General features: G+C 50.0%; 13 protein-coding genes and 2 pseudogenes. 10 read left to right on the top strand and 5 right to left on the bottom strand.

The window, feature by feature from the left end; genetic code table 11:
• Positions 1 to 7 precede the first annotated feature (7 nt).
• From GBC03_14560 to GBC03_14525, 8 genes are all read left to right on the top strand, one after another.
• Entirely contained in the window at positions 8 to 691 is a 684-nt protein-coding gene (locus GBC03_14560; GenBank protein ID QFS71343.1) for a type IV secretion system protein, read from the top strand.
• Entirely contained in the window at positions 691 to 1,578 is an 888-nt protein-coding gene (gene virB9 / locus GBC03_14555) for a P-type conjugative transfer protein VirB9 (GenBank protein QFS71342.1), read from the top strand. Before GBC03_14560 ends, virB9 begins: the two co-directional genes overlap by 1 nt.
• Positions 1,575 to 2,882 carry a hypothetical protein gene (locus tag GBC03_14550; protein ID QFS71341.1) on the top strand — a complete coding sequence of 436 codons (1,308 nt, stop codon included), beginning with the start codon at positions 1,575 to 1,577 and terminating at the stop codon, positions 2,880 to 2,882. Before virB9 ends, GBC03_14550 begins: the two co-directional genes overlap by 4 nt.
• Positions 2,872 to 3,891, top strand: coding sequence for a P-type DNA transfer ATPase VirB11 (gene virB11 / locus GBC03_14545; GenBank protein ID QFS71340.1), 1,020 nt, complete (start codon positions 2,872 to 2,874; stop codon positions 3,889 to 3,891). The genes GBC03_14550 and virB11 overlap by 11 nt, the downstream gene beginning before the upstream one ends.
• A 44-nt stretch (positions 3,892 to 3,935) precedes the next feature.
• A complete protein-coding gene (locus tag GBC03_14540) occupies positions 3,936 to 4,238 on the top strand; it encodes a conjugal transfer protein (protein QFS71339.1) in 303 nt (100 codons plus the stop codon).
• A gap of 421 nt (positions 4,239 to 4,659) precedes the next feature.
• On the top strand, positions 4,660 to 4,941 hold the full coding sequence (locus GBC03_14535) for a hypothetical protein (GenBank protein ID QFS71338.1): 282 nt from the start codon (positions 4,660 to 4,662) through the stop codon (positions 4,939 to 4,941).
• A complete protein-coding gene (locus tag GBC03_14530; protein QFS71337.1) occupies positions 4,938 to 6,797 on the top strand; it encodes a TraM recognition domain-containing protein in 1,860 nt (619 codons plus the stop codon). The genes GBC03_14535 and GBC03_14530 overlap by 4 nt, the downstream gene beginning before the upstream one ends.
• Positions 6,798 to 6,806: 9 nt before the next feature.
• Positions 6,807 to 7,553 (top strand): molybdopterin-guanine dinucleotide biosynthesis protein MobC, encoded by a 747-nt coding sequence (locus GBC03_14525; protein ID QFS71336.1) that lies wholly within the window; start codon positions 6,807 to 6,809, stop codon positions 7,551 to 7,553.
• Positions 7,554 to 7,745: 192 nt separating this feature from the next.
• On the opposite strand, the gene GBC03_14520 is transcribed toward GBC03_14525, so the two are convergent.
• Complete coding sequence (locus GBC03_14520; GenBank protein QFS71335.1) at positions 7,746 to 8,693, bottom strand: DUF1738 domain-containing protein; 948 nt, start codon at positions 8,691 to 8,693, stop codon at positions 7,746 to 7,748.
• A 282-nt stretch (positions 8,694 to 8,975) separates the two neighbouring features.
• On the opposite strand from GBC03_14520, the pseudogene GBC03_14515 reads away from it, so the two are divergent.
• Positions 8,976 to 9,167, top strand: a pseudogene (locus GBC03_14515) (hypothetical protein).
• 396 nt (positions 9,168 to 9,563) lie between these two features.
• Here GBC03_14515 and GBC03_14510 read toward each other — a convergent pair.
• Genes GBC03_14510 through GBC03_14500 form a run of 3 tightly spaced genes read right to left on the bottom strand, consistent with a single transcriptional unit; the run spans position 9,564 to position 18,549 of the window.
• Positions 9,564 to 10,754 carry a hypothetical protein gene (locus GBC03_14510; protein ID QFS71334.1) on the bottom strand — a complete coding sequence of 397 codons (1,191 nt, stop codon included), beginning with the start codon at positions 10,752 to 10,754 and terminating at the stop codon, positions 9,564 to 9,566.
• Positions 10,724 to 16,720 carry a DEAD/DEAH box helicase gene (locus GBC03_14505; GenBank protein ID QFS71333.1) on the bottom strand — a complete coding sequence of 1,999 codons (5,997 nt, stop codon included), beginning with the start codon at positions 16,718 to 16,720 and terminating at the stop codon, positions 10,724 to 10,726. Before GBC03_14505 ends, GBC03_14510 begins: the two co-directional genes overlap by 31 nt.
• A gap of 17 nt (positions 16,721 to 16,737) precedes the next feature.
• Entirely contained in the window at positions 16,738 to 18,549 is a 1,812-nt protein-coding gene (locus tag GBC03_14500; protein ID QFS71332.1) for a hypothetical protein, read from the bottom strand.
• Between the two features lie 151 nt (positions 18,550 to 18,700).
• Here GBC03_14500 and GBC03_14495 point away from each other — a divergent pair.
• Positions 18,701 to 19,398 (top strand): annotated as a pseudogene (locus GBC03_14495) (IS1 family transposase).
• Here GBC03_14495 and GBC03_14490 read toward each other — a convergent pair.
• The gene (locus GBC03_14490; protein ID QFS71331.1) at positions 19,333 to 20,328 is read right to left on the bottom strand and encodes a hypothetical protein; all 996 of its coding nucleotides are present in this window, start codon (positions 20,326 to 20,328) and stop codon (positions 19,333 to 19,335) included. The pseudogene GBC03_14495 and the gene GBC03_14490 sit on opposite strands and share 66 nt — an antisense overlap.
• Positions 20,329 to 20,355 lie beyond the last annotated feature (27 nt).

The raw sequence follows: 20,355 nt of genomic DNA, 5'->3' as shown, positions 1-20,355 counted from the left end.
ACTCACCATGTCTGATATTCAGAACATTGTTAATGTTTCCCGCTCTTTTGAATCCATCCTGCTGGAAAAAGAAGAGCGTTCCCGAAAAACCGCCTGGCGGGTGGCCGCTGCCGGACTGATTCTGGCTGCAATGGCGATTGCGGCCATTATTATTCTGCTGCCGCTGAAAACCACCGAAACTGAATTATGGTCAGTGGATAAACAGACCGGTCGCTATGAATATATGACCCGCGTGAAAGAGCGGGATATTTCGTCTGAAAAGGCGCTGGCGCATTCACTGGCAGCACACTATGTCAGACTCCGCGAGGGATATAATTATTTCTCCCTTCAGCGTGATTATGACGACGTGCAGTTATTTAACAGCGACAGCGTGAACCGGGACTATCTGGACGGGTTTAACGGCGACCAGGCACCGGACGTGATTTTTAACAAGGCGGAATATGTTGTTGATATCGCCATTATTTCCAATGTGCATGCGCCTGCCACCGGGCCGGATAATCTGGCAACCATGCGTATCAAGCGCACAATTCGTCGTATTGCTGATAATTCCGTGAAAACGGATGTCTGGAATATCCGCCTCACATACCGCTACGTCCCGCACCGCCAACTTACCGACAGCCAGCGCGAAGTGAACCCACTGGGCTTTATCGTCACCAGCTACCAGCGCGATAAAGAGCTGAGGGGGGAATAATGCTGAAACATACCCTGCTCCTCTCTTGCTTAATGGTGTCATGCGTGGCATGGAGCGCGGCGACACCACGCGGCAGCGCGTATGACAGCCGGATGCAGAACGTCACGTACAACAGCCAGAACGCCACGGTCGTCAGTACCCGCCCCGGTTACGTCACCATGCTGGTGTTTGATGACAATGAAACCGTTATCGATGCGCAGGCGGGTTTTCCCAGAGGCTGGACTGTGACGAAAAGCGACAACCGGGTGGGCGTCAGCCCGAACCCGATTACCCAGCCGGTCACGGACGCCAGCGGCAACAACGTCAGCCAAGTGTTTCTGCCGACGGCAAAAGACTGGAAAACCAACCTGTTCGTGGTGACCTCGAAGCGTGATTACAGCCTGGAGCTGAACGTGCTGGACCGCGACTCGCCCGCTCAGGCATTTGTTATCCGCTACCGCTATCCCGATGAGCAGAGGAAAAAGTCAGCCGCCGCCAGCGCCACCTGCCAGCAACATCAGCAGGAAACACTGGACCGGCAGCGGATGGCGGCGGCATTCGGGCAGACCACCACGCCGCGCAACTGGCGCTATACAAAACGGGTGGCCGCCGGTTCCGCCTCCATCGCCCCTGACTTTGCCTGGGATGACGGCCGTTTTGCGTATATCGGCTTTTCTCCCACGAAAACCCTGCCTTCCGTCTTCCGGGTGGTGAACGGCCAGGAGCAGGCCGTCACGCCCCGGACGTTTCAACAGGGCAATTACACCGTGATGGCGGTTCCGGCATCGCCGCAACTGGTACTGCGCTACGGCACCTCGGTGGTGGGCGTCGAAAACGCCGGATTCGGGCACATCCCGGTAAGCCGCAGCGACACCGTTTCACCGTCCGTTACGCTGGAGGCAAAATGACTGACAGACCTTTCCCGGACGAACCGGAAAAAACCACCGCAGAACGGGAAGCAGAAGCCCGTGAACGCGCCCGCGCGGCAATGGCATATCAGGAGCCGGAGCAGAAAACGCCGTCTGGTCAGCCGGAAGTGACCCGTTTCCGTAAGACGTCCGGTCGCCGCACGCTGATCGTCAGCCTGCTGAGTCTGGTCCTGGTCATCGCGCTGGCATCCGGTGGCGATCGTCTTCTCAGCGCCCTGAAAAGGGGTGATGAGAAAGAATCTGACACCGCGCCGCCGCCCGCCTCCGGGGCGGTGCAGCAGGAGCGTAAGAATCTGGGCATGGACAGTAACCCGTTTGGCCTGTTCGGGCCAGGGAGGCAGGAAAGCGCAGGCCCTGCCAGTCAGAGCGCCCCTGCCACTCCAGCTCTGCCGCCAGGGCCGCCCGCCCTGAACAAGGCGGCAGCGCTGGCAGACGGGCTGAACAGCGGCAGCACAGGGTCAGGCGACGATACACGCACGTCCCGAAGCGGATCGCGCAGCAACGCGGGTACGTCGGGCAGCCCGTCAGCCTCCACGGCGTACACATCCTGTCAGTCTGTACTGGTCAGTGGCGAAGATGGACGTCTGCGCTGCCCGGATACGACAGCACCGGCAGACAGCAATAACAACGACAATCTAGGCGTTGCCCGCATCACCGGTGTCAGGCGGCTGGGCCTTAATCCCGATCTCTATATCCCGGTGGATCGCTATATTCCGTGTTCGATGATGCGGCGCTTCGTATCCGATGTTGGCGGTCATATCTCCTGCCTGATTGGTGAGGATGTCTGGAGCGCCAGTAATCATGTGAAGCTGATCCCGGCAGGAACAGTCGCCCGTGGTATCTACCGCACCGGCGCACTGCAACACGGTCGCAGCCGGATGTTTGTGCTGTGGACGGAGCTGCGCACGCCGGAACCCGGCAGCCTGCAAATCCCGCTCACCGATACGCAGGCCACCGGCCCACTCGGTGAGGCGGGGATCGCGGGCTGGATCGACAGCCATTTCTGGGAGCGTTTCGGCAACGCCCTGATGCTGAGTACGGTGCAGGACGTGGCGGCAGCGGCATCAGATGCCGCGCCGGGTAAAGACCGCAATACCGACTATACCGAAAACACCCGCGCCGCCACGGCGGAAATGGCGAAAACGACGCTGGAAAACAGCATCAGTATCCCGCCCACCATGTACCTGAACCAGGGCGATGTGATCGGCATCATGACCGGCACGGATATTGATTTTTCCTCTGTTTATCAACTACGGCTGAAAAAGAAATGGTATGAGCGCTGAAAACCTGTCACTGGATTTTATGAAAAACCGGCTGTTTGGTGATTTTCTCGCTCAGGATGGCCTGACGGAAATTGCTGTTAACCGGCCGGGTGAACTGCATACGAAAATCCGGGGGAACTGGCAAAAACAGACATCCCCCATCACGTTGCGTCAGTGTCATGCTTTTGCCAGAGCGCTGGCGTCCTGGCATGACGATAATATTGACGATACATCACCCATCCTTTCTGCAACATTAGGATCCGGCGAACGTATTCAGGCGATTATTCCCCCGGCCTGTGAACGTAATACGGTGTCCATTACGCTGCGCAAACCCTCGTTTGAGCAGAAAACACATCAGTCATGGATTGATGCGGGATTTTATCAGCGCGTGGCCGGTCAGGAAAAAAAGGAAAGTCAGGATAATGCACTGATCCGGTTATATCACAGCGGGGATACTCCCCGCTTTATGGAAAAGGCGGTGGAATACGGCAAAACGATATTTATCGTGGGTGAAACCGGCTCCGGCAAAACCACCTATATGAAAACGCTGCTGCATTATATTCCGCTGCATCTCCGGTTGATAACGATTGAGGATAATCCCGAAATCCGTTTTTATCACCACGGCAATTATGTTCATCTTTTTTACCTGGCGGATGCCGGGGATAACGCCATTGTCACACCAGGCAGGCTGATCCGTGCTAATTATCGTATGAACCCTGACCGGATATTACTGGCGGAAATTCGTGGGCGGGAAGCGTGGGACGCGCTGAAAATTATTGGTTCCGGACATGAGGGGTTAATCACCTCCCTGCATGCGGGCAGCCCGGAAGAATGCATCGAAGGGATCATTGACCGCTGCTATGAAAACCCGGACTGCCGGAACATTCCTTTTGATGTACTGTTACGCAAGGTACTTAAAAGCATTGATGTCATCGTCAGTATTGATATATACGGCGATGTGCGCCGGATGCGTAATATTTACTTTAAGCCAGTTCATTTAAATAGCATGAAAGAGGCATTCATAAAATAACCCCCCAAACACGTAACCTTTCATTAATCATAATGGTGAATAAAATGAACAAAGCAATATCCTCCGCATTATTGTTTTGCGTTATGGCGTCATGTTCAACAACTGTACTGGCTGCTGATGCCTGCGAGGTGGTGTTATGTATGTACGGTAAAGCAACCGGGAATGGCGGCAGCAGTGAATGTCACACCGCTGAACGGGCATTCTTTAATATCGTAAAAAAGAACAGGCATGGTTTTCTGCCTGACCATACAGCTGATGCCAGACAATCATTTTTAAGTGAATGTGATTCGGCAGACCCTGCGGCTATCGGTCAGATCATCAGTAAATATGGTCGCGTTCGTGGTTAATACTGGCGAGACGGGCACAGAGCATGACGGTTTTCAGGTTTTTACGGCTTCTGTTTTTCGCAGATAAAGAAGCGAAGAAACAGGGGCCGTAAAAATGAGGCAGCGGACAGAAATATTTTCGCGGGTTAAGGAGCGAAAATAATTCAGGCACCGCGCCTAACCTGCAAACAGCCGCGCCCACGCGGATTTTGCAGGCCGGGGGGAGCCGGATAAATTTCGCCGCCCCAGCGAGCGAAAAGCTGTCGCCCACGACAGCGGTTTACCCGGGGGGCACAGCCCCGCACACCGTCGCTGCTAAGTCTCCGGCCAAAAGCCGGTAGCGTGGCGCGACCAACCCCTTTAAAGGTCAGCTTCCCTTTTATTCACTCTGCGAGGAACGAGCAAAGGGAATAAAAAGGCGAAAGCGACCGTCTTAAAGGGGTTGGTCGCGCGTAGCGGGCGACGGTGTGCCGCCTTTGACGTTGGGGGTTTTGGTGCGGCGTCCAGCCGCGACATTACCCCCATGCAACAGGCAATAAGGGCGTCCAGCCCGCATGAACTGGCGCACGCCGTTTCGTACCGGGAAGCATGCTTTCCGGCACATGGCCGCACAGCGGCCACCTTCTTTACCCCATACGCTCGCCCCGCCTTTTCGCCCGACACCGTGGGGCGAATTGACGGGGCGATGTCATGGGGCGAATCGCTGACGAAGGAGGCACGATGATTTTAAATAAGCTTGCCGCTTCACTGTCGCCGATAGTGAACGGGATGCTGGCGCTGCTGGCTTTTGTGCAACAGCAACAACTGATGCTGGCGTTATTAGCGGGGCTGACGATGCCGTTTTTTACATCAATGAAAAGCGATGAACGGCAGAAAGCGCCGCTCTGGAAAAAGCTGATTATTGCTTTTTCCCTGCTGTGTTTTCTCTCCGGCACACTGGCTCCGGTCGTTATCGGATCCTTTCAGTGGCTGTATAAGATCAGACCCACCAGTGATAATACGGTACTGGCGTGGTCAGTACGGATTGCTTTCACTGTAACCGGGATTATTTTTCATATTATGCTTCGCCGGATATTCACACCGGAACTGGACAAAATAAAGAAACGCCTTGTTAAAAAGACCACCCTTGAACGGGAATTGCGCACCGATGTCCGCACCGTAAAGTCCCTGCTGCCGGAAACACTGCATTATAACCCGCTGGATTATATCGACCTGAAGAAAGGCATTTTTACCGGCATGGGCAGGGAAAATGAACCAATGTATCTCCCGTTAAAAGACTGGCAGAAACAACACGCGGATATTATCGGCACCACAGGGGCCGGTAAAGGGGTAGCCGCCGGCATATTACTTTATCAAAGTATTCTGGCCGGTGAAGGTGTTTTTGTTATGGACCCCAAAGACGATGAATGGGCACCGCATCTTTACCGCAAAGCCTGCGAGGATGCAGGCAAGCCTTTTGCCTTAATTGACCTGCGAAAACAGCAATACCAGTTAAATCTGATTGAAGATATCACGCCCGATGAGCTGGAAGAATTGTTTGTTGCAGGTTTCAGCCTGGCAGAAAAAGGGCAGGAATCTGATTTTTATCGCATTGATGACCGAAAAGCCGCCCGTATAGCCGCACAATTAGTCAGCGATAATCCATCGACAACAATCCGGGATGTTTATAACGGTGATTACGTTCAGAGTATTGCCGAAAAGATCAAAGCCTTTTTCGGAAAAATTGAGGAACTGGCATTACTCAATGCCATTAACTCACCAGAAGGCTTTTCGCTTAAGCACATATTTGATGAGGGCGGCTGCTGTTATGTTCTCGGCTCCATGCGAAACAGCAAAATTATTACCGCCCAGCGCATGCTACTGGTTCGCCTTTACCAACTGGCAGAAAAGCGCGATCGAGTAATAGACGTCCCCCGCCCCATTGCTGTTTATCTTTCCGAACTGAAATACCATTTATCCAGGTCAGCACTGGAGGGATTAGGAGCAGCGCGTGATAAAGGCGTGCATATTATTATGGACCACCAGTCCATTGCCGATTTAAAAGACTGCCCGGCAGATTTGAAAGGTGACGCCGTTGTCGGTGCGGTCGTTGAAAATGCCAAATTCAAACTGGTTTACCGGGTTATGGACCCGGATACAGCGGAATGGGTAGCGAGAATGTCAGGCACTATTCTGGTGGATGACGAACTCCGTAAGGCTAAAACAGATAATATGCTCACGGAGACCATCGACAGTGAGCGCACAATCCGCCAGGCTGAACGTTTCTTTATTGACAGCAATATGATCCTGAACCTACCCGATTTTGTCAGCTTTATCTTTACGACAAAAACGCTACCTTCTGCTTCACTGATCTCGCCGATAAAGGTCAGAAAGCGCCAGCTAAAAACTTTTTCGGTTTCCCCTGATATTGCCGCAACGGTAGCCCCCGTGAAGATCATGCTGGATTTTTGCGAGGATGATAAACCCGCCATGTCGGATGTGATGACAACACACCCGGCTCTTTTCTTCGACGAAAGCGAAGTCAAACCGGTAAAGCCGAAACCTGATGATGAAGAACACCTGTCCCCGCTGGATTTTTAAGGAGCGCTTATGCTGATTTCATCATTTCACGAGCGCCAGACGCGTAACAACGAAAAAATAAAACAACTGCTGAACTTCCTGAAAGAAGAAACTTACAGTGATTTTAAAACTCTGATGCTGTTATTTGGTTTCCGGGACCACAAATCGCTTTATTCGCTGCTGGCAAAAACGGAGCGAATGGGGTTAATCCAGAAGTATGTGCTTGAATCACGGACAATGAAGATTTCATTATGGGGGATCACCAGCGACGGGCTGGCGGTAGTGTTAACCCCGGATGATGAAATCTTTCCTGCGCGGTTTGAACCATCAAAAATCACCGGCTGGACGCTGGAGCACCATCTTGATAATCAGGCCGCCAGGCTTATTCTGGAGAAGAAAGGCGCTTCGGGATGGATTAACGGCGACCGGGCCAGTTTTCTCAGCCAGTATCAGGTAAAACATCGCCCGGACGGGTTACTGACCCTGCCTGACGGTAACGTTATTGCCATTGAAACCGAGCGCCGCCTGAAAACCCGGGCCCGTTATCAGTCGATCATGGCAAGCCACCTGCTGGCCCGTACCCGCAAGCAGTGGATTTACGTTTTTTATGTTGTGCCCGATCCACAGAAGAAGCGTGCGCTTGAACTGCTGTTTGACAGCACCAGGCATGTCATCATCAACCATCAGCACGTCCCGCTGGAAGAACGCCACCGTCGGGTGTTTTGCATTTATACCCTTGATGAACTGAAACACCTTTCATTAGGCAGCTATACGTAAGTTTTACTCAGACCATCACTATGGTCTCACCGGCCTGGCGGCGATACCGCCAGGCCGGAAATTTTTTATTCCACTGCAAGGCGCAGACTGTCCGGTACTCGCTGTGCTGCGTTCCGCCTCAGTCTGTGCCTTGCAGCGTTGCCGGTTAAATACCATGTAACCGCATTTCCTTGCGGTTGTCTGGTTCCGGTCTCAGAGTTTATCCATCAGGTAACGATGTGCTTTAGAGGCGGCGCTGGCCGCTTTGAAAATATAACGCTTGTCGTTTTTCAGCGCTTTCAGCCAGGACGCAATATAACTTTCATGCTGTACCTCTCCCTCAATCCCCAGATCCGCCATCAGAAAGGCACTTCCCAGCTCCGCCACCAGTTCTTCCTCTGCATAACCCGCACTGCCAAACTTCCCTTTCATTTCACGGTTAAGGCGTTTTTTACCCCCACTCCAGTGAACCAGCTCATGCAGGCCGGTAGCGTAGAAGTTGGCCGCATCAGCGAAAAGATGGCGCTCCGGTAGCCAGACCTCATCAGTTGATGGACTGAAAAAGGCGTTTTGTCCTTTCTCGATGATGTTTGCGCCGCTCTTCCTGAACAGGTTCTCAGCCTGCGGCAACGGGTCAAAGGTTGCTTCCGGGCTGACGGTTTCCGTTGCCAGAGTCAAACCGTCGATTTGCTGAACGTTAAATACGGTGAAAGTTTTCAGCATCGGGATATGTTCAACGTCACCGGCGTCGTTTTCCTTTTCCAGGGTCGTATAGAAAATGGCTGTTGTTCCATGCTCACCCTTGCGAACCTGTCCACCTGCCGCCTGTGCCTGTTTGTAGGTCATCCAGCGGGAATCGCTGAACCCCTGTTTAGATGCGCTACACCACAGCAACATGATATTCATGCCACTATAAGCCGCACCAGTGGCGTAACTGGAAGGCAGACCAGACATGCCATCTACACGCTGCCACGGGCAGGACCACGGTTTTACACCGGCTTCCAGCGCTGCAATGATGTTGTCAGTAACAGTCTGGTAAATGTCGGTTCTGGTTTTAGAAAATTTCGTTTTTGAGGAGCCTGACGGGTCCAGCGGGGATACGCTGGTCGCCGCTGCGGTGTTAGGGGCGCTTGTCCGGGTGGTATGCAGGGAAATCGTCATGATTTTTTCTCCGTCAGTGTGTGATTTTCGTCTTCGTATCGCCTGACGGTTCGCTTTCCCGGCATCGTTCTGCCCTGCAAGGGCGCAGCATGCGTGCCATTTACCCTTGCAGGGCGGGTTGTGTTGGGAACGATTAACCGGAAGCAGATATGAAGAACGGAAAGCGCACGGGAGAAAAAACCTGCTCCTGCATAGCCGGGCATAGCGCCCCTTACTCCGCAGCGGTGAAAATAGATTGGTGGTAATGAGTCGGGAATTGGCATTAACAGGAGGTTCTTGTTGATGCTAGCATGTTTTCCTGCCGGGCGAGGCGATCCTGCTAACCGGGGGCGGTTTGTTCTTAAATTGTCTCGTTCCGGCATCAATCACAGCCAAGTATGTGCTGTCTCCTTATTGAGCGCCGCGTACAGTCTATCTACCATCACACGGATTCGTGGTGAGAGATTTCTTGAAACAGGCCACAGCGCCGTAACCGTCGCACCCTACTTGGGGTCTCAACGGGTATTATCCTCAATTACCCGCGCCGGATCGTCGGTTTCTATCAGAGTTTCGGCGAAGAGCGCCATACTAGGTCAGGACGGTGAAATTCGTAGCGGCGTTGAAGGGAATGGACTTTAGCCGTGCGTGCGCGACACAAAAAAAGCGATAACGCCTTGTGTCGTCGATGGAGTTAGTCAGGAGGCCAATCCCGACGCCTGATTTTGCAGGCGCGGGGTAAGGAAACAGCGATTGATGATGAGCGGCAAGAAAATTACTGGAAAGTGGATCGCAGAAAATAAAAAAACCATCCATAGAGTATATAATTATTCTGTCTGTTAAGCATTCTTAATAAACCTCTCTGCTTTCCTCTATTATTTTTCGAGAAAATATTTAGTGGTTTTTCTTCCATTGCAGGAAAAACTGAAATGCCGATCTTCTGGGTTCCTGAGTATCCACAACATAAAAATTTCGAGGGATTTTTTTCTCCGAACTAACGCCAAAGACCTTCAATCCATACAGAGTAACGTCGCAACCTATCATCTCATTAGACTCAGGAATAAATCGAGTCGGAATATGAAATACTTTTGCCATATAACCATCAGGAAGTAGGAGTCGTAGAGTCGTAAAATTATCATCCATCTCAACCTCCAGTAATCGCCCATGAATATCGATGCTAAAATGACGATCGTCAGGGTAGAATTGTTGCCTGAAATGACATGAATTTTTTGAGTAAATCGGGCACGAGCAACGGCCAGCACACTGAATACAATGTCTACCCGGCCGAGCTATATTAAGCGCAGAAAAAGAAGTATTACGAGGTAATATTTCATTAAATGAAACAAGAACACGATTGACGCATTCTTGCAGGCTGTTATCCAATACACCGGTCCAGCTCCCCCCTACTCCGGCTAGTTCCAGTTCAATATTGATTTCAGGAGCTAACTCTTTTACCATCATGCCATATGCCGCTATTTGTAACAAATATTCTTCTTTCGGCTGATTTTTTTCGTCTCTCACTTCGCCGGTTTTAAAGTCAACAACCCGTATCTGCCCGGTTTCTTTTCGGTAAATGAGATCGGCACGTCCCTGCATATCGAAACAAGTACTTTTCAGCAGTTTTTCCCGACCTATCGGAATAACACTTTCCCGCATTTTTATCATATCTGGCAAATGTCCAACCCGTTCAGCAACCGGAGTAACAAGAGATTTGGTGTAACGAATGTATTTGATCAACGCCTGACGCGATACTAATCCAGCAATGCCATAGCGTTCCCAGACCCATAGCGCCAGTGCTCCTTGCTGAGTCTTTATCAAGGTCGCCACAAAGTCGTTTTCAAGCCTCTGTATGATTGATTCAGGATTATTCTCGCCACTTTTTTGCAACGTGTCAGCCAGTCTGTGCACGGCACTCCCCAGAGCAGCCTGAGGAGGCAAAGGCAAACACCGGAAAGAATGCTGCTCGCTTTCCAGCAAGTACCTCATTGGGCAGGCAAGAAATACGCCCAGCTTTGAGGGGAGCGCCGGGCGGGTTCGCTCCAACGTCATTATATTCATTTTTCGCTCGAACGAGGTGTTGTGCACAGTTTTGCCATCACAGTTCCCATACGGCGAGAAAGCTCAAAGGTATTTGTAAATACTATATCTTCCTCAAGCGAGAGCACCTCAAGTTCAGGATTAGCTTTAAAAACCCCGTCATAACTCCAGAAAGGATGCAGTACTGCCGCCCAGCGTTGTGGGCTAATACCTATCAGCGGGATATTTCCCACGATTTTTACTTCACTCCCCTTAAATAAAGACGATGCTTCTTCGGCCAGTCGTTTGGCATTAACCGTCCAGTCAATGATGCCGGGGGATGAAAAATCTCCACGTAGTCCGGCATCATAGGTTTTATCCAAAAGCAGTTGAATGACATCCAGTCCCAGACGCCAGTCGAGCAAGCCATGATAAGCCTGATTACCGTACCGATGCAGGCAGTAATAACATGCCTGAAAACATACGTCGCGATGCTGTGGTTCTAAAAACTCTTTCAGTGGATAGGATCCTTCGTCATTGATAATCTCATTCATCACTTCAAGAACAATCGGAGAGCCAGAGCTCCCGATCTGCTGTAGTCGCTCGCATAATCCAGAACCATTAACCAGACGATCGGCCATTTGTAATATCGGTGCAGAAATACCGTTTTTTAAAATTTGTACGCGAGGCTCCAGAATTTCAATTTCTTCCGGATCAGTATCAAGTAGCTCTTTCGAAGCATAGTTGACGATGATAAAAGAAGCAGATAGCGCGGCCGCCCGAAATGCAGGAGTCAGTGCGCCTTGCAAGTACTGTAACTGGAGGTCCGCCGGAGTATCCACCAACATCAACGCCAGTAAATCGGTTACTTTAGGTGCCGAGAGATAAAACGATTTTCGGCTTTCCTGCATAGGGGTAAAGCGGTTTTTAAGTGATAAATCAGCCTCAAGAAGGTTATTGTCTATCCATACGTGGTTTGCCCATAGCGGCTGATATACTCCCGCCTTTCTGAATGGAACCCGTAAATTTCCTTGTATCGCATTGAAACCACTCCATTTTTTGTCCGCATAAACACCACGATTTAACCTGTTAAGGCAGGTTTGGGATTTTAGCTGGATGGCAACATTAGAGTCAGGTACAGATACTGCATTCTCAATTGAGTAAGCTTCAGCAATAGATACTCTGCTGGCCACCGTCAGGGTTTGGTCAAAGTCTTCTTTTGCAGATTTATCTTCAAGAGTGGTAATAAATCCGTTGGGTACGTAACACGAATATTGCTCGGCACCATCCATGACCCCACCGCAGGCGCTGCATACAGCGGTCATCGAGCCCACCAGTACCCAGACTTTGCACACCGGGCAAACGGTCATCGCCCTGCACTCTCCCGGTTCGTCAGCTTCAGTGAAAAATTCGGCTGGGTTTTTGTAGCTTTGCTTCAGCATTCCGGCATAGCCTGCGGTAAAGTAACGGCGTTTGTCCTGTACCAGATATTTTCCCGGCGCAAATTCCTGAATCGCAATATCCAGATCGCGATCCATGCTGGCGAACTGTACATCATGTTCGTCCGTACTAACCGGCCTTGTCAGCAGAAGTCGTGTTCGGGTTGGCATACCGTACATAGGGAATTTTCCCTGTTCGGCCAACGCTTCCGCCAATCCCTTTCCTGCCATAGCATCGTCGTCCAGTACTGATTTAATATCTTGTATTAGACATTCCGGCGTCAGAGGGTGGATTATTGTACGGTAGAATATTTCATCCTGTTGCATACACGCTTGAGCAAACTCATCACGCGCGTTGATGGTTTCTTTCAGCGCGTTACGAATGCGCGGCAACCAGTTTGCCTGATTTTCTTTTAGCCAATGAACCTGAAAAAACTCTCCGTGATTGTCGGGTTTATGTTTGTCACCATCAACAGGCCACGACTGCCCCGAATCCACTACATGCTCTCTGAGCCACTTAAAAGCGGCCACCAGCCATATTTTGCGCACTAAGCGCTGGCAGATCATTTCCAGTTTAGTAGTTAAGAAAGGTGGCGGAGGGAGATCGCCGGTGATCTTTTCCGGGTTACGGAAGTAAAATAAATCATGGCTCTTGCTGCGACATGCCGTTAATACAAATGCAAAAGCCTGCCCACGTCGTCCCGCTCGCCCTACGCGTTGCTGGTAATTAAAACGTTGCGGCGGCATGTTGGCCTGAAAAACTGCGCGTAGATCGCCAATATCAACCCCCACTTCCATCGTGGTGGTAACAGAGAGTACATCCACCTCTCTGGCGGCTCTATCCAACTCAGGATGAGGTTCGAAGTCCTCCAGCCCTTTTGGCAATATGTCATCATCATCAGCAATCAGGATACTTTTAAAACGGCGTAATCTCGCTGCCGGATTCCCCGTCATGCCCGTGAGTTCTTCAGAACGCATTCTACTGATACGGGAAGCATACGATATACGTTTACCGAGATAGTTTTGGGTTTGTAATTCCCCCGCGTTACCAGAAGATGTTTCAGGTAGTGGCGCATAACAGCGGGTGCAAAGTTTTGCCCCCTTGTGCAAATGCACGCGACCACAGTGACTACAGCGCCAGAAAGGAGCGGTAGCCTCTACTAAACGAAAGTGCACTTTTCCAATGTCAATAATGCCGCCCTGATGACCAGAGCGTTTGAGGTGTACAAGAAAGTCCCCAATCAGCAATAATGTCTTGGCTCTGGAGTGGTTACAAAGCTCATCGCTAAAACGGCGCAACCGATTTTTAGGCTTCACATCGTCTGCAACATGCCAGCGCGTTTCTGTTGTTGTGTACTGGGACGGTGCGACTCGATAGGCATCCGCCAATACGCGAAGCATAGCGTCATAGACAGCCAACTGTTCACGCGTGCAGCTGTTAGCCAGAGGAAGGCAGGGATAACCCCATCCTGCTTCTTCCAGCGCAAAATAGGTTTTACTGAACACGCTTTCCCCGACCAGTTGTTTTAGGTCGCGGGAGATTTCCTTCCGGGCAACGTCCAGATTACCCTCATAGGAAGGATGTTTCTTCCAACACCATTTGGTCTGTTTGTTTTTTTCAAATAATTGCTGCCATGCAAAAGTGATAGTTTCTTCATCATGTTTTTGTTTTGAAGGCTCAGGAACAGGAGATATCCCCGTTCGATCGGTAGGATGAATACCCGCTTCAACTAATGTTGCCAACAGAGGATTAAGGACGTTGCCTGCGATTGGTGCTTCAGGCTCCAGTATACTGCTCAGCGATACGCTGTCTGCCTGTGGCAGTAGCAATAAGTCACTCAGCCGCTGTTTTTCGCCAAAAAGCTGTCCTAATTCTTTGTCTTCATCCGCAGAGAGCTGCCCCTCTTTAATCTCTTTGCTAATTAGTTCTTTTCTGCGTTTATTAAGTTGTTCTAACTGTATGGTCACTTCTTTATGGGAGCACTGACTCGCTGACAGTTCCTTCAGCGAGCGCACAACAATCTCACGGCGAACATCATCATGGTGACCTGACTCCAAATCGAGCGCCGCATTGGCAGCATCCTGCCGACTGTCAGAAAATGTGACCAGCCGTTCCCGATCGCCAGAGCGTTGTAATTCCGCCATCAACGTACTGGCCAGGAGCTGCGTGGTTTTCGCAAAGCCGACTCGAAAACTGCGAATAGGTGATAGTTTACCTTTACCGTATTTATATGATGTACCACATGCCGGACACTGGAAAGGCAGCGCACTCCCCGGTGACTGGCTGGACGACTGGCCTCTTTTCCTAGAGGAAAAATCACCCGATGGGACATAATAGAACCAGCCTGCAATATGTGTTTGTTCAATCGATCTTATAGGCGATAACGTGTGTTGAATCGCCGCAGTAAACGGATCGTAACCAGCCTTAATCCACTTCCCAAAAGAGTCCTCATCGGCTGGAGTTCCTTCTCCTCTAGGCCAGAATCGATCGACGGTCGGCATAAACAACGCATATTCTTCGGCGGAACGTCGTTCAACCATAACCGATTTAGCATGTTCAGGTAGTTGATCAATATCGGGATCGTTGGGTAAAAGCTCTACGCGGCTATCCGTTGCCGAGAAAGAAGAGGGTTTGCCGCCAAAAAATAGTGTGGCGCAACACTCACAGTAGAGTAATTCTACGCGTCGTGATTTTTTGTTGTCATAGTGACGCTCGCCATAACGCAGGCCAGACTCAACCGTCAGATCGGCAAAAAAGTGCTGCTCTCTTTCTTCTGTTGATGCACTTGACGGGGAAGGTAGCGGTGCTGCATATAATCCTTCCAGCGCCCGTAAAAAAGCATGGGCGCGAAAACGTGGCAATGGAATATCGTCGGGAAAGGGATGTGAAAACCACTCAGGCCAGCTATCTGTAGCAGCACGTAACCATATTAATGCACGAATCCCCTCACGTCCTGTGGAATGGGAGGGAAATATACGCGCTGCCAGAGCATTTATTGATGTAGCACGCAGAGACTTTTCACATGTATAGCAACCTTTTTCAAGCATACAGGCGGCCTGCACAACAACCCATTGAGCCAGTTTTTCCATACACTGCTCGTCATGATAGCCCCCCATACTTCGGGCAACGTTTGACCAGTGTTGCAAAGATGGCAGTGAGGATCCCTGTAGCTGTTTTACCGTATTGCAGAAGTGGTTGAGGTCACCGTGGAAATGCAACGTATTATCCTGTGCTGGAGCAACCATGGCACCATTCACCACGCAATCTGCCCAGTCTTTGGCTGCTGCACTCACAGGCAGTCCTCGCTGACCGAACATCCCCCATAAGTACTCAACGCTTTTCTTACCTTCAGGGCCATCAACGGGCAGTGAGGCACTGGATGCCAGAATACGCAGCTTATGTCGGTGCTGTTCTTGATCCAGCCCCAGACGGTTTATGAGATGTTTGAGCAAATAACTGACTTCGGTCCCTGCTGTACCGCGCTGAAGATGCAGTTCGTCAAGGACAAGATAAAAATAGGCATCAGGATCGTGTTCAATCCATTCTCGGGTTTGGTCAAAAATAGGATCGTCAATCTCTCGTACCAACATCGTGGAAAGCATACTGGTGTTAGTAATCAGTATATCCGGAGGTGATTTTTGCATTTCCCAGCGGCTAAGCATTTCTCCGCCTGATACACCAGGGAAATTGAATTGCAGGTTATCATCATGATCCCGAATCCCCTGCCGCACAGCTTCCCGATGCGTGTCTTCCACGGATTGAAGATATTCGCGCAATTCAGTGATTTTACCAGCGACCCGTTTTTTCTCTTTTTTCTCTTTTTCCTCGCTCCCCGGTCGGGGATGGTTTAACCAGCCAGTGACTTTCGTTGCGCCAGTATAACGACCAAAAAAGATACGGTTGCCACCCAAGTGTAAATCCATCGCTTCATGTGCTTCTCGGGAATCAAGCGCCCGACGCATACGCACCATTTGATCTTCAACCAGTGCGTTCATTGGATACAAAATTAGCGCTCGCACGGCTTTTGGCCGTGCTGATGCTTCTGCCTCACGCATAAACGTAGGCTGAGTATTTACTCCATTATGCCACCACGGCTGCCAGCATTTAAGCGAGGGACTTTTCGGCCAACCACTCGCTTCTTTCACAATTTGAGCCAGAACTGGCAGCAGAAAAGATTCTGTTTTACCTGACCCTGTTCCTGATGTAACGATGCCCGGCATTGCGGGCTGTACACCTCTTTTCAGCATGTCTAGCTGGTGGGTATAAAGTTTAAAACGTCCTTTGGTGGAGTCGGATTTATCGCGAGGCAAAAGCCCTCCCAGACAAAGATCGATAAATGCGTCCCTTTGTTGCTCGGTAAACCCTGGCAACCATTCCTCACCTTCAGCCACATTACGTAAATCACTGATGGTTAAACCATAATCCTGATATCTTGGCATTGGTTCCAGAAAAAGATCTGCACATAATGTACCTTGCTGTTCCAGTAAGCTACGTCGGTATGCCTGAATATCGGGCGAACCTATACGAAAAGCAGTTTCAAGATAGGTGATGTAAAAATCCCTTATTGATTCAAATGATTCCAGTGGGTTATTCATAAAATGCCCTTGTTTATTTATAGCTGGAACAGATGATCAAGCACGGTTACAGATGCACCGTGAGTGATTTCCTGAACATAAGGTATCAATGCAGGAGCCAATGGCTCAATTTCTGCGGTTATTTTTTCTGTGGTACTGCGCCCAATAGTGAAAGCCAGCATTGCCAGCGCCTGAGATTTTTCGTCGGAATAACCCAATGCGTTTAACACCGCCCGCATAGTTTGCTGCTGATTATCTTTAGGGTGAGCATCGGCGTATAACGAAGACCATAATTTGGAGGCCACGCACGCGGGAGCAATATCTGAAGTATATTCGGCTGGTGAGTATTCAGTCTGCTCAACCTGTGTACTGCTATATTCGGCCATAAATACGGGCAACTGGTGGGCAACCGGCCCCTGTAATGGGAACGTACTTTTACCAACGGCAAACGTCAATACAAACAATACAGGGTAACTTAACGAAAGGTGCCGCAAGGTATGATTTTGATCCTTCCAGCATAATCCCGCAGAATATTCACTGCTAAACAGGCATTCGTTAAGTTCGGGAAGTAATGTTTCCGGCGGCATCCGGTTAAACCCGCGTAGTTTTACTATAGTCATTAACCCGCTTGATTGTTGGTGCTCCAAGAAGTCACCTAGCGTCATAGAGCTCGTGCTATTTGTACTCCTGATTAGCACAGGTGATTTCATTAAGTCGCTGATACTAAAAAGATCACCATGAATAGAGACCTCCCCCCATATGCTTCCCGACAGAATATTGGCTAAAGAAACGACCGTTTTCTGGGCGTATTTTCCTGTTAATCCGACAACTGATACAACATTTGCGGCAGCAATCAAACTGAACAACAGATTTTCGCTTAGTCCGGTAATCGCTGCCTGTTCTTCGATCGCAGCCTGTAGCACTCTTTTGCTGTTTATTTCATTTACTTCCGGCGGTAGTAAAGACTGAGGTAACGGAAGGCTCGAGGCGGGTTCGGTGATTCGTTCTGATGGTATAACGGGTGTGGGTGTGGCCGAACCAGCGATCATCGTTCGCAACAACGCCGTCTGTGCCAACGTTTCTATACCCGCCTGAGACGCTTGCTCAAAGGTTTGCCTGATTCGTGAATCCAGCTCAGCTTCCTGCTGGCGTAGCGCTTTTTTTATACGGTTTGTTTCGCTTTTTAGCGTCTTTTCCTGTCGGTTAATTTCTGCATCCAACTGCGCCTTCTTATCCATCAGTGATGCAATCGTCTGTCTGAGTTGTTCCTGCTCACTTTCATACTGAGCCAGTATTACTTGCTTCTCTGCGCAGATTTGCGTCTTTATTGTCGGCAACGTCAACAGTTGTTGAATGCTACCGTCCAGAAATTCTCTTGAAACCGCAACCTTCTCAAGTTGCGTCAATGCACGTAAATACGCACTTCGATTATCTGACTCATATTCAGCCATAAAGTGAGCTAAACGCTGTAAGTGTGATTTGCTGAAAACAGGAAAATCTGTCGATGAATAGTCTAACTTTAACAGCCGTTTTATCCATGTAATGGCAGGCGCACAATCATATTTTTCGCTCAATCCGGGGAGTTGAGGCACTATAGTGATTGACTGAGAGCGCAGTTCCACACAACTTAGTTCCCGATAAGAATCCAGAGGTACGTCAAAATCATATTTTTTAGGATCAAGAATGTCTCCAGGTAATCTTAGCGCCAGACCATCGGTTAAGAAGAAGATAGTAGGAGATTTATCTTGCGGTTGGTAACAGGTTAATAGCCATTCACGAATCGCATCCGGTTCGCCGGAATCATAGGGGATTTTGACAACGGAATATACGCGAGACTGGTAGTCAGTCAATGCACACTGGGCCGTTTTATCGGATGGTTTGTGTCTCGCTTGCCATATGCCTAATTCCCCATGGGTCACATTATTTGTAAAATGATTTAAAAATCCGGTGATGCTGCCAACTTACTGATTTAGTGTATGATGGTGTTTTTGAGGTGCTCCAGTGGCTTCTGTTTCTATCAGCTGTCCCTCCTGTTCAGCTACTGACGGGGTGGTGCGTAACGGCAAAAGCACTGCCGGACATCAGCGCTATCTCTGCTCTCACTGCCGTAAAACATGGCAACTGCAGTTCACTTACACCGCTTCTCAACCCGGTACGCACCAGAAAATCATTGATATGGCCATGAATGGCGTTGGATGCCGGGCAACCGCCCGCATTATGGGCGTTGGCCTCAACACGATTTTCCGCCATTTAAAAAACTCAGGCCGCAGTCGGTAACCTCGCGCATACAGCCGGGCAGTGACGTCATCGTCTGCGCGGAAATGGACGAACAGTGGGGATACGTCGGGGCTAAATCGCGCCAGCGCTGGCTGTTTTACGCGTATGACAGGCTCCGGAAGACGGTTGTTGCGCACGTATTCGGTGAACGCACGATGGCGACGCTGGGGCGTCTTATGAGCCTGCTGTCACCCTTTGACGTGGTGATATGGATGACGGATGGCTGGCCGCTGTATGAATCCCGCCTGAAGGGAAAGCTGCACGTAATCAGCAAGCGATATACGCAGCGAATTGAGCGGCATAACCTGAATCTGAGGCAGCACCTGGCACGGCTGGGACGGAAGTCGCTGTCGTTCTCAAAATCGGTGGAGCTGCATGACAAAGTCATCGGGCATTATCTGAACATAAAACACTATCAATAAGTTGGAGTCATTACCTAAAAATCCTATAACTTCGCCACGATCGGGATAGAGCATATGGCTGTGAGCATCTGAAAGATCCCGCAGTTCATCGTCAATAAACACGCCAACGGGCGAAACAAAGAATACGCCAGAGGGAAGCACTTTCGTCACTTTACCGACAAAGGACACTCCATCGATATCGCCATTGATCTCGTCTGGCGCAACAGGCTCTGCCAATAATACTATTCCGTTGTCAGCCTCTTCCTGAGGACGAACGACGCCAAACGTTGAGATGAGCCTACCAAATTTTTGCCCCAAAGGCAGTGGGTGATTGGATAACTGTGACACCCACTGACCTGCAACTTCCGTTTCCCCCTTCAACATAGCAACAAGCCCAGCAACGAACGCCGGAATTATTCGATCTGAAGGCGATATGTCACGTCCCTGACTTACGAATAGACACTGCTCGATATCTTCATCAGTAACACTAATCGTTGACTGCTCAGGTAAACTATCGCTGGACCCATCAGGGTCATCATTATGGAGTAGTGTAATTTCTTCACCGCGAAGAAATTGTGCGACGATGTCAGGGCAAGGCTGAGTGACGTAGAACCCAAGGATTGCGCGCCATAGCGGTTTTGGTGATGAGATATCTTTATCGTTATTTTCTGCGAGCAGAATCTCATGAATGATTTTTTGGGGATCGCCTTGTTCTGGAAATTGTACGTGAGTACGAAACCACGTTAGCACAATGGAATGGGCCTTAGGTGGTAATGCACTCAAAAAATGTAAAATCTTGTTCGGAACCTTTGGCAAATTGTCCGCTTTAGCACCAGCCATAATCAGCTTTTGCTGCGATTCTTTCAGGCAGTTCATCAACTCAAAAGGCTCTGCACCAAAGAGATACATCTGCCTCAATCTTTCTTTAATGATATGTTGTTTTTTAGACACCCTGAGTGAGCTCCTTAGTGATTGATT

Source organism: Citrobacter telavivensis, from assembly GCA_009363175.1.
Lineage (GTDB): Bacteria > Pseudomonadota > Gammaproteobacteria > Enterobacterales > Enterobacteriaceae > Citrobacter_A > Citrobacter_A telavivensis.
The sequence above is the reverse complement of the archived record's forward strand: the minus strand, read 5'-3'. Positions and strand labels throughout refer to the sequence as shown.

Excerpts from the sequence above, each read along its gene's own strand:
- virB11 (QFS71340.1), top strand. The coding sequence starts at position 2,872 with ATGAGCGCTGAAAACCTGTCACTGGATTTTATGAAAAACCGGCTGTTT.
- GBC03_14560 (QFS71343.1), top strand. The coding sequence starts at position 8 with ATGTCTGATATTCAGAACATTGTTAATGTTTCCCGCTCTTTTGAATCC.
- GBC03_14505 (QFS71333.1), bottom strand. The coding sequence starts at position 16,720 with ATGAATAACCCACTGGAATCATTTGAATCAATAAGGGATTTTTACATC.
- GBC03_14525 (QFS71336.1), top strand. The coding sequence starts at position 6,807 with ATGCTGATTTCATCATTTCACGAGCGCCAGACGCGTAACAACGAAAAA.
- GBC03_14530 (QFS71337.1), top strand. The coding sequence starts at position 4,938 with ATGATTTTAAATAAGCTTGCCGCTTCACTGTCGCCGATAGTGAACGGG.
- GBC03_14540 (QFS71339.1), top strand. The coding sequence starts at position 3,936 with ATGAACAAAGCAATATCCTCCGCATTATTGTTTTGCGTTATGGCGTCA.
- GBC03_14550 (QFS71341.1), top strand. The coding sequence starts at position 1,575 with ATGACTGACAGACCTTTCCCGGACGAACCGGAAAAAACCACCGCAGAA.
- GBC03_14520 (QFS71335.1), bottom strand. The coding sequence starts at position 8,693 with ATGACGATTTCCCTGCATACCACCCGGACAAGCGCCCCTAACACCGCA.
- virB9 (QFS71342.1), top strand. The coding sequence starts at position 691 with ATGCTGAAACATACCCTGCTCCTCTCTTGCTTAATGGTGTCATGCGTG.